Source organism: Methylobacterium sp. C25, from assembly GCF_021352225.1.
Taxonomy (GTDB): Bacteria; Pseudomonadota; Alphaproteobacteria; order Rhizobiales; family Beijerinckiaceae; genus Methylobacterium.
Genome location: NZ_JAAUVI010000003.1, coordinates 91813 through 105434, shown reverse-complemented (window position 1 = coordinate 105434; position 13622 = coordinate 91813). Strand labels below are relative to the sequence as shown.

The following is a 13622-nucleotide window of genomic DNA, read 5'->3' as shown; positions in this document are numbered from 1 at the left end:
CGCTGCGTCCGTGGCCCTGGATTGCTTCGGCTTCGCCTCGCAATGACGGGTCAGATATGGATCGCGCGCTTGTCCACGGCGAGCGCGGCTTCCTTCACCGCCTCGGTCAGCGTCGGGTGCGCGTGGCAGGTGCGGGCGATGTCCTCGGCGGAGGCCGAGAATTCCATGGCGACCGCGACCTCGGCGATGAGGTTGCCCGCATCTGCGCCGACGATGTGGACGCCGAGCACCTTGTCCGTCGTCGCATCGGCCAGGATCTTCACGAAGCCGTCCGTGGTGCCGTTGGCCTTGGCGCGGCCGTTGGCGGTGAAGGGGAACTTGCCGACGTTGTAGGCGACCTCGTCCTTCTTCAGCTCCTCCTCCGTGCGGCCGACCGAGGCGACCTCGGGGAAGGTGTAGACCACGTTCGGGATCACGCCGTAGTTCACGTGGCCCGACTGTCCTGCCAGGATCTCGGCAAGCGCCACGCCCTCGTCCTCCGCCTTGTGGGCGAGCATCGGCCCTGCGATGACGTCGCCGATGGCGTAGATGCCGGTGACGTTGGTGGCGTAATGGCTGTCGGTCTGGACGCGGCCACGATTGTCGAGCTGCACGCCGACGCCCTCCAGGCCGAGCCCTTCCGTGTAGGGCGTGCGGCCGATGGCGACGAGCACCACGTCGGCCTTGAGCGTCTCCGACTCGCCGCCTGCTGCCGGCTCGACGGTGATGGTCGCGCCGGCCTTGGCGACCTGCACGCCGGTGACCTTCGAGGAGAGCTTGAAGGCGATGCCCTGCTTGGTGAGGATTTTCTGGAACTGCTTGCCGACCTCGCCATCCATGCCGGGCAGCACACGGTCGAGATACTCGACCACCGTCACCTCAGCGCCGAGGCGGCGCCAGACCGAGCCGAGTTCGAGGCCGATCACGCCCGCGCCGATTACCAGCAGCTTCTTCGGCACCTTGGCGAGTTCGAGGGCGCCAGTCGAAGACACGACGGTCTTCTCGTCGATCTCGACGCCGGGCAGGCGGGCGACGTCCGAACCGGTGGCGATGACGATGTTCTTGGCTTCCAGCAGATGGTTGCTGCCATCCTCGGAAATAACCTCGACGCGGCCGGCGCCGGCGATGCGGCCGGTGCCATGGTAGGCGTCGATCTTGTTCTTCTTCAGCAGGAACTCGACGCCCTTGGTGTTGCCGTCGACGCCGCTCTGCTTGAACGATTGCATCTTGGCGAGGTCGAGCTTCGGCGTGCCGACCTGGATGCCGAGATCTGCGAAGTGGTGGTTGGCTTCCTCGAACGCCTCGGAGGCGTGGAGCAGGGCCTTCGACGGGATGCAGCCGACGTTGAGGCACGTGCCGCCATGGGTGGCACGCTTCTCGACGACGGCAGTCTTCAGGCCGAGTTGCGCGGCGCGGATCGCACAGACATAGCCACCGGGGCCGGTGCCGATCACGACGAGATCGTAGCTGCTGCTCATGAAGTCCGTATTCCTCGGTTCCGTCTGGTGTCGTGTCCGGGGCGAGCCCGGAAGTCTTTCAGGGCTTGGCGGGCGTGTCGTGGGCGTGGGCGCGGCCGTCGCCCTTCTCGATCACTCCGAAATCGGTCACGAGCAGCAGCGGCGTTCCTGCATCGTCCAAGCCCCAGTAAGAGGCATAGAACCCATCGCCCCAGCCACTCTGGAAGATGGCGATGTTGGCGGGCTCGTCAGGCAACGGCTGCAGCATGACTTCATTGCCACCGTTCGCGTCCAGCGGTCCCGCGATGACGTCCTCGTAACTCGACACGTATTTCGAGCCAAGGCGCGCCTGTTCCTGGGCATCCTGCTTGAGGAAGGCGTCGCGGCCCTTCACGTCCATGAAACAGCCAAGGCCTGCATCGACCGGATAGCCGAAGATCTCGTGGTCCTTCAGCGTGCTCGCATCCTGGCCCGGGACGATCGCAATCTGCCAGCGGGTCGGCGTGCCCGGCGCGAAGCGTAGCTCGGCCATCGCGACCCTCTCCTGCGCCTTGTAGATCGTCAGCGCGTAGCGGCCCGGCGTCACCGTGCGGGCGAAGGCCGGCCGCTCCGGCTGAACCGCAGGATCGGCCGCGACGATGGCTCCGTTTGGCACGTCGAGGTCGCCGAGCTTATGTCGGGTCACGCCGCGCTCACCCAGTTCGGCCTCGGACAAGGCAGTCAGAGCCAGGTTCTCGTCGCCCTCGGTCAAATCGACATGCTTTGTGGGCTTGTCAGAGGGAGGGTCGAGAGCGGCCAGTGGACGTCCGTCCTGTTTGCTCGCCATGGCCACCAGCACTGCCAACGCGCCGCTGATCAGGATCGCGACGAGGAGGGCAATGCCGACGAGGCGGCCGAAGGCGGGCATGGCTCAGGCAGAATTAGCTAGCCTCAAAGGTCCAGAACGAGACGGGCCGGATCCTCCAGGGCTTCCTTGACCCGAACGAGGAAGGTCACGGCCTCCTTCCCATCGACGATGCGGTGATCGTAGGACAGGGCGAGATACATCATCGGCCGCGCCTCGATTTTTCCGCCACGCACGACGGGGCGCTCCTCGATGCGGTGCATGCCCAAGATGCCCGATTGCGGGGCGTTGAGGATCGGCGTCGACATCAGCGAGCCGTAGATGCCGCCATTGGTGATCGTGAAGGTGCCGCCCTGCATCTCCTCGATGGAGAGCTTGCCGTCGCGGGCCTTCTTGCCGAAGCCGGCGATCTTCTTCTCGATCCCGGCGATCGATAGGTCGTCGGCATCGCGCACCACCGGCACGACGAGGCCCTTATCGGTCCCGACCGCGATGCCGATGTGGTAGTAGTTCTTGTACACGAGGTCGGTGCCGTCGATCTCGGCATTGACGGCTGGCACGTCCTTGAGGGCGCCGATCACCGCCTTTGTGAAGAAGCCCATGAAGCCGAGCTTCGTGCCGTGCTTCTTCTCGAAAATATCCTTGTACTGCGAGCGCATCGCCATCACGGCGCCCATGTCCACGTCGTTGAACGTGGTCAGCATCGCAGCAGTGTCTTGCGCGCTCTTGAGACGCCGCGCGATGGTCTGGCGCAGCTTCGTCATCTTCACGCGTTCTTCGCGTGCTGCATCGTCCGGCGCCGATGGAGCGCGCGGCGGTGCGGGCGGGCGTGCTTCCTGAGCCGGAGCGGAGGGAGCCGATCTGCCATCCTTCGCAGCCAACATGTCGCCCTTGGTGACACGGCCATCCTTGCCGCTGCCGTTCAGTGTGGACGGGTCGATCCCGGTCTCGCGAGCGAGCCTGGCCACCGCCGGTCCGCTCTCGTCGGCGGAACGGCCGCCGGCCTCGGATTTGGCAGGCTCCCTGGCCGCCTTCGCGGGCTCCTCGGAACGGCTTTCCGCCTTCTGCTCGGACTTCTCGGCACTCTTGGCGGCTGCCGGCTTCTTGGCGCCGGCCGCGCCCGACTCGACGATCGAGCCGAGCAGAGCGCCGGGCTCAACCGTCTCGCCGTCCTTGACCAGGATCTCGCCGAGCTCGCCGGCGGCCGGAGCGTTGACCTCGAGGGTGACCTTGTCGGTCTCGAGTTCCACCAGCGGCTCGTCGGCGGCGACGGTGTCGCCGGGCTTCTTGAACCAGCGGCCGATCGTGGCCTCGGAGACGGATTCGCCGAGCGTCGGGACGAGGATGTCGGTGGCCATGTCGTTCGTCTTCCAGCGTTTCGTTTCAAAGGGGCCGCGGGCGGTCGGCCCCTGAAGGGATCGTCAGACCGTCAGGGCCTCGTTGAGGAAGGCCTGGAGCTGCGCGACGTGCTTCGACATCAGGCCGACCGCCGTGGAGGCCGAGGCCGGACGGCCGACATAGCGTGCGCGCTTCACGGAGGAGCCGGCCTGGCCGAGTACCCATTCGAGATAGTCGTCGACGAAGGCCCACGCGCCCATGTTCTTGGGCTCTTCCTGACACCAGACGACCTCCGCGTTGCGGAAGCGGCTCATCTCGTTGGCGAGCGCTTTCAGCGGGAACGGATAGAGCTGCTCGACGCGCATGATGTAGACGTCGTTGATGCCGCGCTTCTCACGTTCCTCGTACAGGTCGTAATAGACCTTGCCCGAGCAGAGCACGACGCGCCGGATCTTGTCGTCCTTGGCGAGCTTGATGCCGCCATCGTCGTGCTCGGCATCGTCCCAAAGCACGCGGTGGAAGGTCGAATCCTCGGAGATCTCAGCGAGCCGCGACACGGCGCGCTTGTGACGCAGCAGCGACTTCGGCGTCATCAGGATCAGCGGCTTGCGGAAGTCGCGCTTCAGCTGCCGGCGCAGGATGTGGAAGTAGTTCGAGGGCGTCGTGCAGTTTGCAACCTGCATGTTGTCCTCGGCGCACATCTGCAGGTAGCGCTCCAGGCGTGCGGAGGAGTGCTCTGGCCCCTGGCCCTCGTAGCCGTGCGGCAGCAGCATCACGAGGCCGGACATGCGCAGCCACTTGCGCTCGCCGGACGAGATGAACTGGTCGATCACCACCTGCGCGCCGTTGGCGAAGTCGCCGAACTGCGCCTCCCACAGCACCAGGGCGTTCGGCTCGGCGGCCGAGTAGCCGTATTCGAAGCCGAGCACGGCCTCCTCGGACAGCATCGAGTTGATGACCTCGATGCGGGCCTGGCCTTCCTTGACCGAGTTGAGCGGCGTGTAGCGCTGCTCGTTCTCCTGATCGATCACGACGCAATGGCGCTGCGAGAAGGTGCCGCGCTCGACGTCCTGGCCCGAGAGCCGCACGCGATTGCCCTCGATGAGGATCGAGCCGAAGGCGAGTGCCTCGGCGGTCGCCCAATCGATGCCGGTGCCGGACTCGACCGCCTTGGCACGGTTGTCGAAGAAGCGCTGGATCGTGCGGTGCAGATGGAAACCGGGCGGTGGCGTGGTGATCTTCTGCGCGATCTCGCGCAGGGTCGCCTCCGACACGCCGGTCTGACCTCGGCGGGGATCGTCGACGTCCTCGCGGACGGCCTTGAAGCCTGACCAGCGCCCGTCGAGCCAGTCGGCCTTATTGGCCTTGTAGCTGCCGGCCACCTCGAGCTCGTTGTCGAGCATCGTGCGGAACTCGGCCTTGCGCGCGTCGAGCTGCTCCTGGGTGAGGTCGCCCTGCTCGACCAACTTCTTGCCGTAGGTCTCCAGCGCCGTCGGGTGCTTGCGGATCAGCTGGTACATCTTCGGCTGCGTGAAGGCCGGCTCGTCACCCTCGTTGTGACCGAAACGGCGGTAGCACAGCATGTCGACGACGACCGGCTTGCCGAACTTCTGGCGGTACTCGGTCGCGACCTTCGCGGCGAAGGTGACCGCTTCCGGATCGTCGCCGTTGCAGTGGAAGATCGGCGCTTCGACCATCTTCGCCACGTCGGACGGATAGGGCGAGGAGCGCGAGAAGCGCGGATCGGTGGTGAAGCCGATCTGGTTGTTGATGATGAAGTGGACCGAGCCGCCGGTGCGGTGACCCTTCAGGCCCGACAGGCCGAGGCATTCCGCCACCACGCCCTGGCCGGCGAAGGCGGCATCGCCGTGGATCAGCAGCGGCAGCACCTTGCGGCGCTCGACATTCGGCTTGGCGAGCTGGTCCTGCTTGGCGCGGACCTTCCCGAGCACGACCGGATCGACGATCTCCAGGTGCGAGGGATTGGCGGTCAGCGACAAGTGGACGTGATTGTCGTCGAAGGCGCGATCGGAAGAAGCACCGAGATGGTACTTCACGTCGCCCGAGCCCTCGACCTCGGCGGGGTTGGCCGAGCCGCCCTTGAACTCGTTGAACACAGCCCGGAAGGGCTTGGCCATCACATTGGTGAGCACGTTCAGCCGGCCGCGATGGGCCATGCCGAGCACGATCTCCTCGACGCCGAGCGCGCCGCCGCGCTTGATGATCTGCTCCAGCGCCGGAACCATCGACTCGCCGCCGTCGAGACCGAAGCGCTTCGTGCCGGTGTATTTGGTATCCAGGAACTTCTCGAAGCCTTCGGCCTCGATCAGCTTGTTCAGGATCGCGCGGCGGCCCTCGGGAGTGAAGGAGATCTCCTTGTCCTTGCCCTCGATGCGCTCCTGGAGCCACGCCTTCTCCTCCGGATCGGAGATGTGCATGAACTCGACGCCGAGCGTCTGGCAGTAGGTCCGTTCCAGGATTTCGACGATCTCCCGGATCGTCGAGAATTCCATTCCGAGCACGTTGTCGAGGAAGATCGGGCGGTCCCAGTCGGACTCTTCCTTGAAGCCGTAATGCTGAGGATGCAGCTCCTCGTGGTCGCCGCGCTTGGTCAGGCCGAGCGGGTCGATCTTGGCGTGAAGATGGCCGCGCATGCGGTAGGCGCGGATCAGCATGATCGCGCGCACGGAATCCTTGGTGGCCTGCTCGACGGAGACGCCAGTCTTGGCGACGATGTCGGCACCCTTGCCGGTTCCATCGACGGGTTTGCCGGCCTTGGCCTGGATCTTCTCGCCGACGACCTTTTCGAGGCTGCTCCAGTCACCGTCCAACGCGGAGACGAGTTCGCCGTTCGCCGGGACCGGCCAGTGCGGCTTCTCCCAGGAGGCGCCGGCCGCGCTCTTCTCGACGAGGGCGTTCTCCTCGCCGAGCTCCTTGAAGAAGCGCTGCCACTCTGGATCGACCGAGTTGGGGTCGCGGGCGTAGGCGGCCTGGAGTTCCTCGATATATGCGGCGTTGCCGCCGTAGAGGAACGAGGTTTCGAGGAAGGCGTCGTTCGCGTCCTGGCGTGCCATCGCTTGGTATCCTCAAACTCGACCGCCGGTGCGGCCGCCTTTCTCCCAGACCGGGGATGCCCTCAACCCCGGTCTCCTAGATGGGCATTCGGTGGCTGCGCGCGCTGCAACCCAGGCGCGCAGGTCGAGGTCAGCCCTTCAACACCTCGACGAGCGTCGAACCGAGACGCGCCGGCGAGGGCGAGACACGGATGCCGGCCCGCTCCATCGCGGCGATCTTGTCCTCGGCGCCGCCCTTGCCGCCCGAGATTATCGCGCCGGCATGGCCCATGCGGCGGCCCGGAGGCGCCGTGCGGCCTGCGATGAAGCCGACCATCGGCTTCTTGCGGCCCTTCTTCGCCTCGTCGGCAAGGAACTGCGCAGCGTCCTCTTCGGCCGAGCCGCCGATCTCGCCGATCATCACGATCGACTCGGTCTTCGGATCGGCAAGGAACAGCTCCAGCATGTCGATGAACTCGGTGCCCTTGACCGGGTCGCCGCCGATGCCGACGGCCGTGGTCTGGCCGAGGCCAGCGGTCGTGGTCTGGAACACGGCCTCATAGGTCAGTGTGCCGGAGCGCGAGACGATGCCGACAGAGCCCGGCTTGAAGATGTTGGCCGGCATGATGCCGATCTTGGACTCGCCGGCCGTGACGACGCCGGGGCAGTTCGGGCCGATGAGGCGTGACTTCGAGCCTTCAAGGGCGCGCTTCACGCGCACCATGTCGAGCACTGGAATGCCTTCCGTGATGCAGACGATCAGCGGGATCTCGGCGGCGATGGCCTCGCAGATCGCGTCGGCGGCGCCGGGCGGCGGCACGTAGACGACGGAGGCGTCGGCGCCGGTGGCCTCGCGGGCTTCGGCGACCGTGTCGAAGACCGGCAGGCCGAGATGGCTCGAGCCGCCCTTACCTGGCGAGGTGCCGCCGACCATCTGCGTCCCGTAGGCGATGGCCTGTTCCGAGTGGAACGTGCCGTTCTTGCCGGTGAAGCCCTGACAGATGAGCTTGGTGTTGGCGTCGATCAGAATGGACATGGTTTCGGCTCAGCCCTTCTTCACGGCGGCAACGATTTTCTGAGCGGCGTCGTCGAGGTCGTCCGCAGGGATCACGTTGAGACCCGAGGTGCGGATGATCTCCTTGCCCTGCTCGACGTTGGTGCCTTCGAGACGCACCACGAGCGGTACTTCGAGTCCGACCGCCTTCACCGCGGCGATCACGCCGCGGGCGATGACGTCGCACTTCATGATCCCGCCGAAGATGTTGACGAGGATGCCCTTCACCTGCGGATCGGCGGTGATGATCTTGAAGGCCGCGGTGACCTTCTCCTCTGAAGCGCCGCCGCCGACGTCGAGGAAGTTTGCGGGCTCCTCGCCGTAGAGCTTGATGATGTCGAGCGTCGCCATGGCGAGGCCGGCGCCGTTGACCATGCAGCCGATCGTGCCGTCGAGCGCGATGTAGGCGAGGTCGTACTTGGAGGCCTCGATCTCCTTGGCATCCTCCTCGGTCTCGTCGCGCAGCGCGACGATGTCGGGATGCCGGTAGAGCGCGTTGGAATCGAAGGAGATCTTGGCGTCCAGGCACTTGAGGTGGCCATCGCCGGTGAGCACCAGCGGGTTGATCTCCAGCATGCTCATGTCCTTGGCCGTGAAGGCCGCGTAGAGCTTGGTGGTGAGTTCGCCGGCTTCCTTGGCCTGCGGGCCGCTGAGGCCCAGTGCCTTGGCGACGGCGCGGCCGTGATGGGGCATGATGCCGGTGGCCGGATCGACCGAGAAGGTGACGATCTTCTCAGGCGTGTCATGGGCGACGGTCTCGATATCCATGCCGCCTTCGGTGGACACCACGAAGGCGACCTGTCCGGTCTCGCGGTCGACGAGCATCGACAGGTAGAACTCTGCAGCGATGGCCGCGCCTTCCTCGATATAGAGGCGGTTGACCTGCTTGCCGGCCGGACCGGTCTGGATGGTGACCAGGGTCTCGCCGAGCATCTCGCCGGCATATTGCTTCACCTCGTCGATCGACTTGGTGACGCGGACACCGCCCTTGGCACCTTCGGGCGCACCCTTGAAGGTGCCCTTGCCGCGACCGCCGGCATGAATCTGCGACTTCACCACCCAGGCCGGGCCGCCGAGTTCCTTGGCGGCCGCCTCGGCTTCCTCGGGCTTGAAGATCGCAACGCCCCGGGAGACCGGAAGGCCGAACTCTTTGAGGACCGCCTTGGCCTGGTATTCGTGGATGTTCATCGCATTCTCTCAGACGGACAATGGGGCGGGCGGCCGAGTGGTACCGTTCTCGGCGCCACTCGATCCGGTGCTCAGGCCAGCGACTTGTTGATGTCCTTGCAGGCGGCGATCAGAGTGTTCACTGCACCGACGGACTTCTCGAACATGGCCTTCTCGGCCTCGTCGAAGGTCACTTCGAGCACGCGCTCGACGCCGTTCTCGCCGATCACGACCGGCACACCGACATACATGCCATTCACGCCGTACTCGCCCTTGAGATAGGCAGCGCAGGGCAGCACGCGCTTCTTGTCGCGCAGGTAGCTCTCGGCCATGGCGATGGCGGAAGCGGCGGGCGCATAGAAAGCCGAGCCGGTCTTCAGGAGGTTGACGATCTCGCCGCCGCCCTTGCGGGTGCGCTCGACCATGGCGTCGAGCTTCTCCTGGGTGGTCCAGCCGAGCTTGACCAGATCGGTGAGCGGAACGCCCGCGACCGTGGAGTAGCGGGTCAGCGGGACCATGTCGTCGCCGTGGCCACCGAGCACGAAAGCCGTGACGTCTTCGACCGACACGCCGAATTCCGCAGCGAGGAAGTGGCGGAAGCGGGCGGAATCGAGCACGCCGGCCATGCCGACCACCTTGTTGGTGGGCAGGCCCGAGAATTTCTGCAGGGCCCAGACCATCGCATCGAGCGGGTTGGTGATGCAGATCACGAAGGCGTTCGGAGCGTGCTCCTTGATGCCGGTGCCGACCGCTTCCATGACCTTGAGGTTGATGCCGATCAGGTCGTCACGGCTCATCCCGGGCTTGCGCGGCACGCCGGCGGTGACGATCACCACGTCGGCGCCGGCGATGGCGGAGTAGTCACTCGCACCGGAATACTTGGCATCGAAGCCGTCGACCGGGGCCGACTCGGCGATGTCGAGCGCCTTGCCCTGGGGCACGCCGTCGACGATGTCGAAAAGAACGACGTCACCGAGTTCCTTCAGGCCCGCCAGATGCGCGAGGGTTCCGCCGATCTGTCCGGCGCCGATGAGCGCGATCTTGCTGCGTGCCATGAGAGAAAACCTCCGATCCCAATGACGCCTTGTCAGGCTGCCGGAGGAGAGGAATGTCCGCCGGATCGGCGAGTCTGACAGGCCGGTCGTGTTGCGGGCGTTGGTTTGGCGGAAAAGCCATGCTGCTTCAACCCGAAGGCGAGGGGTCCTGCCGCGTCGGAAACGGGCCGGAAGCAGGTCTCGGAAACAGCAATTTCTGCAGAAAGCAGAATGATCTGAGCGGCTTATTTGCGCCGCCGAAACGGCGATGCAGCAGAATCGGCTTGGTGACAGAGTCTGTGATCTGTCACCGAACCTTTGTTCAGGTCAGAACGCGCCCGAGCGCAGCATGCGCTGGATCGCCTGAATCACGGCTCCGAGCCTTGCTTCCAGCAGGTCGCGCGGCACGTCGGCATCCTGTTGGATCGCCAGCGGATGCGTGAATCGATAGCTCGCATCGAAGATGCAGGCGATGGCTCGCTCCCGGTCGCGCGCGACGAAGGCGCCGCTGGCGATTCCTTCTTCGACCACCCGTTCCACCAGGGTGCGCAGCCGGACGCGATGCCGCCGGGCGATCGGGCGGGACGCGACCGTGGCGTCGAGATGGACCGAGAAGACGTTCGGCTCTGCGGCGAGTGCTTCACGTTGGGCCAGACTGAGCGCGATGAGGAAGCGCTCGATCTTATCCTCGGCGGGGTCGGGCGCGTCGGCGATGCCGGCTAGGTTGGTCTCGACGTCGCGCAGCCAGCGTCCGGCGACGGCATCAAGCAGCGCGTCCTTGGAGGGGAAATACCGGTAGACGTTCGCATGGGTCATGCCGGCTTCGGCTGCTACTGCGACCACCGTGACGCCCTTCGGCCCGAGCCGTGCGAGATGATCCGAGGCGATGGCGAGGAGCCGCGCATCGGTGGAGACCGGCGTCGGCCTCGCCCGCGCAGCCGGCCCGCTGAGACGCGTCGCGCGTCCGGGACGAGCGCCCGCACCCTCCGTCCGTTCAGGATCGTCCGGCGACATGACGGCCGCCTCGATACTTACCGCCGATGGCATGGACTCGCGCCGATGCGCCCCCTCTGCTCTCCGCCGACCCTCCGCAAAGGCTCGGCGCTTGGCAAGCGAAAGACCGTCTGAGGCGGTCAGGTCAAGAGCAGGATCGACGAGACCAGGATCACAAGGAGGGTCGAGAGAATGCCGCCGCCTCGGCAGGCGAACTGCCGGGGCGAGTCCGGAGCCGCGAACATGCCGTAGGGGTGCAGAAGACGCCCGGCGAGCAGCACGACGAGCAGGGCCTCGACGATCCAGTGCGCCGTGCCCCTGGCTTCTGCGAATGCGACGAGCAGAAGTGCGAGGGGGACGTTCTCCGAGAAATTGCCCTGTGAGCGAATGCGCTTCAACAGCGGATCGCCGCCGCTGCCGTGCAGCACGCCATCCTGCACGCGCCCTGCCACGACCCAGCCGGTGAGGCCGACATGGAGCAGGCCGAACAGGCCGGCGAAGAACGCCGTGGTCGCTGGAAAGATCATGCGTCGCTCATCGCGTTCCGGTGACGGCGGGGCGGTTCGCTGTGCTGTTCAGAACCGATTTTTCCAGGCTCTGAGCGCCGTAAAGACGGCTTCGGCATCCGTGCCCGGCGCGAGATCGACGGAACGGGCGAGGGTCGGCTCACCGGCACGCAGGAATGGGTTGGTGGCCTTCTCTGCGCCAATTGTCGATGGGATCAGGAAGCGATCCTGAGCCTTGAGGCGTTCGGCCTCCGCCATGCGCTCCTTGAGCGCTGCATTGTCGGGATCGGCGGCCAGGGCGAACCGCGCGTTGGAGAGGACATAGTCGTGGCCGCTGTAGACTTCGGTCGCATCCGGCAGAGCGAGAAAGCGTTCGAGGGAGTGCCAGAGCGTCGCGGGCTCGGCCTCCATCACCCGGCCGCAGCCGAGTGTGAACAACGTGTCCCCGGCGAAGGCCACACCCGCGTCTCGAAAGACGAAGCTGACGTGGTCGGCGCAATGGCCCGGCGTTTCCCAGACCTCAGCCTCCAATTGGCCCACGCTCACCCTATCGCCCTCGACGACCGTCCGATCGACGTCCGGGACGGCGTCTCCGGCCTTGGCTGGCGCAGTCACCTTCGCGCCTGTGCGCGCCTTGACCTCAGGGATGCCTTCGACGTGATCGGCATGACGATGCGTCACCAGGATGTCGGTCAGCCGCCAGCCGGTCTCATCGAGCGCGGCGAGCACGGGCGCGGCCTCCGGCACGTCGATTGCGGCGCAATCGCCGGTCGCGGGATCGCGGATCAGCACGCCGATATTGTCGCTGCGGCAGAGGAAAGTGCGGATCCAGGGTCCGGCTGCGCTCATGAAGCCTCACGTCCAGTCTGAAAGCGAAATGCGCGGGAGAACGGGTGGTTGCCCACCGCAGTTCCGAGCGTGAGACGCGCGCTGCGCTTGCCCGAGCCTACGGCAATCCCCATTCATGCTTGAAACTGCCCGGCAGAGGAAACCGGCCGTGCCGGAACCCGTACCGATGCGTCTCGACGTCAACGACCTGCGGACCTTCTATGCAAGCCCGCTCGGGCTCGTCACGCACAGGTTCGTCGCGAGAGCGATCGAAGGCTGTCTCGGCTCGGTCTCGGGCCTGCGCATCCTGGGCCTCGGCTACGTCACGCCTTATCTCGGGCCGGTCCACGTCATTGCCGAGCGAACTCTCGCTTTCATGCCGGCAACGCAAGGGGTGGTGAATTGGCCCGCCACCGGCCGCTCGGTCACCGCGCTTGCCGATCCGACGATGCTGCCGCTGCCGGAGGCAGCCGTGGACCGTGTCGTCCTCGTTCACGCGCTGGAAGGGGTCGAGAGCCCCAGCGAGCTGCTTGCGGAAGTCTGGCGGGTGCTCACGCCAGGCGGTCGCATGATCCTGGTCGTGCCCAATCGGACCGGCGTCTGGGCGCGGCGCGATGCAACTCCCTTCGGCCATGGCCAGCCCTATAGCCGCTCGCAGCTCGCCCGGTTGATGCGCGATACGCTCTTCTCGCCGGAGGGCTGGAACGAGACGCTTTACATGCCGCCGGTGCGCTCGCGGCTGATGCTGCAATCGGCGAGCACCTGGGAATGGCTCGGCACGAGCCTGTCGCTGCCCTTCGCAGGCGTGCACGTCATCGACGCGACCAAGCAGCTCTATAGGCCAGTGGCCGTGCAGCAGGTCCGGCGGGTCAAAACGCGCATGTCGTCACCGATCCTGGTGCCCGCGGGGCAGCCGGGGTGACGTTGCCCGAGGTGGAACCCTAGCGCTCGCGATCTGAGACGAACGCGTTGGCGGCCGATCGCATGCCGATTTTTTCGTAGTAGGTCTCGATACCAGGGGCGGCGAGCAGGATCACCGAGACCTCCGGCCCGACCTGCTTGCGAACCGCGTCCAGCAGAGCTCGGCCGAGACCCAATCCCTGCTGCGGCTTGGCGACGGCCAGATCCGAAACATAAGCGCAGTATGAAAAATCGGTCACCGTGCGGGCCACGCCCACAAGCGTGCGCTCGGGCGTGTAGGCGCGTGCGGTGACAATCAGATTCGCGCCGCGCAGCATCCGCTCGAGCCGGTCGAGATCGTCGGCCGGGCGACGCGCATCGAGACCGGAGGCGACGAGAACGCGGCGGAACTCCGCGGCGCTCAAGCCCGGCTCGACCCCGTAGACGAAACCCGACGCAGTCATCGCGG

12 protein-coding genes are annotated in these 13622 nt (G+C 66.0%); 1 reads left to right on the top strand and 11 read right to left on the bottom strand.

Going from position 1 to position 13622, the window contains the following annotated elements:
• Positions 1-50: 50 nt before the first annotated feature.
• The 10 genes from lpdA to gloB all read right to left on the bottom strand — a co-directional run bounded on the left by lpdA (position 51) and on the right by gloB (position 12274).
• Positions 51-1457: a dihydrolipoyl dehydrogenase gene (lpdA, locus tag HCU64_RS10325; protein WP_233383774.1), complete on the bottom strand. Its 1407-nt coding sequence runs from the start codon at positions 1455-1457 to the stop codon at positions 51-53.
• 58 nt (positions 1458-1515) lie between these two features.
• On the bottom strand, positions 1516-2343 hold the full coding sequence (locus HCU64_RS10320; RefSeq protein WP_233383773.1) for a DUF4241 domain-containing protein: 828 nt from the start codon (positions 2341-2343) through the stop codon (positions 1516-1518).
• Between the two features lie 23 nt (positions 2344-2366).
• Positions 2367-3638 (bottom strand): 2-oxoglutarate dehydrogenase complex dihydrolipoyllysine-residue succinyltransferase, encoded by a 1272-nt coding sequence (gene odhB / locus HCU64_RS10315; protein WP_233383772.1) that lies wholly within the window; start codon positions 3636-3638, stop codon positions 2367-2369.
• Positions 3639-3701: 63 nt separating this feature from the next.
• Complete coding sequence (locus HCU64_RS10310; protein ID WP_233383771.1) at positions 3702-6692, bottom strand: 2-oxoglutarate dehydrogenase E1 component; 2991 nt, start codon at positions 6690-6692, stop codon at positions 3702-3704.
• Positions 6693-6822: 130 nt separating this feature from the next.
• On the bottom strand, positions 6823-7707 hold the full coding sequence (gene sucD / locus HCU64_RS10305; RefSeq protein ID WP_233383770.1) for a succinate--CoA ligase subunit alpha: 885 nt from the start codon (positions 7705-7707) through the stop codon (positions 6823-6825).
• 9 nt (positions 7708-7716) lie between these two features.
• Positions 7717-8913 carry an ADP-forming succinate--CoA ligase subunit beta gene (gene sucC, locus HCU64_RS10300; RefSeq protein WP_233383769.1) on the bottom strand — a complete coding sequence of 399 codons (1197 nt, stop codon included), beginning with the start codon at positions 8911-8913 and terminating at the stop codon, positions 7717-7719.
• 71 nt (positions 8914-8984) lie between these two features.
• A complete protein-coding gene (gene mdh, locus HCU64_RS10295; protein WP_233383768.1) occupies positions 8985-9947 on the bottom strand; it encodes a malate dehydrogenase in 963 nt (320 codons plus the stop codon).
• A 306-nt stretch (positions 9948-10253) separates the two neighbouring features.
• Positions 10254-10940, bottom strand: coding sequence for a TetR family transcriptional regulator (locus tag HCU64_RS10290; RefSeq protein WP_233384263.1), 687 nt, complete (start codon positions 10938-10940; stop codon positions 10254-10256).
• Positions 10941-11059: 119 nt separating this feature from the next.
• Positions 11060-11446 carry an MAPEG family protein gene (locus HCU64_RS10285; RefSeq protein WP_233383767.1) on the bottom strand — a complete coding sequence of 129 codons (387 nt, stop codon included), beginning with the start codon at positions 11444-11446 and terminating at the stop codon, positions 11060-11062.
• A gap of 48 nt (positions 11447-11494) precedes the next feature.
• Complete coding sequence (gloB, locus tag HCU64_RS10280) at positions 11495-12274, bottom strand: hydroxyacylglutathione hydrolase (protein ID WP_233383766.1); 780 nt, start codon at positions 12272-12274, stop codon at positions 11495-11497.
• 166 nt (positions 12275-12440) lie between these two features.
• On the opposite strand from gloB, the gene HCU64_RS10275 reads away from it, so the two are divergent.
• Positions 12441-13175: a class I SAM-dependent methyltransferase gene (locus HCU64_RS10275; RefSeq protein WP_233384262.1), complete on the top strand. Its 735-nt coding sequence runs from the start codon at positions 12441-12443 to the stop codon at positions 13173-13175.
• A gap of 19 nt (positions 13176-13194) precedes the next feature.
• On the opposite strand, the gene HCU64_RS10270 is transcribed toward HCU64_RS10275, so the two are convergent.
• Positions 13195-13617: a GNAT family N-acetyltransferase gene (locus HCU64_RS10270; protein ID WP_233383764.1), complete on the bottom strand. Its 423-nt coding sequence runs from the start codon at positions 13615-13617 to the stop codon at positions 13195-13197.
• Positions 13618-13622: the final 5 nt, after the last annotated feature.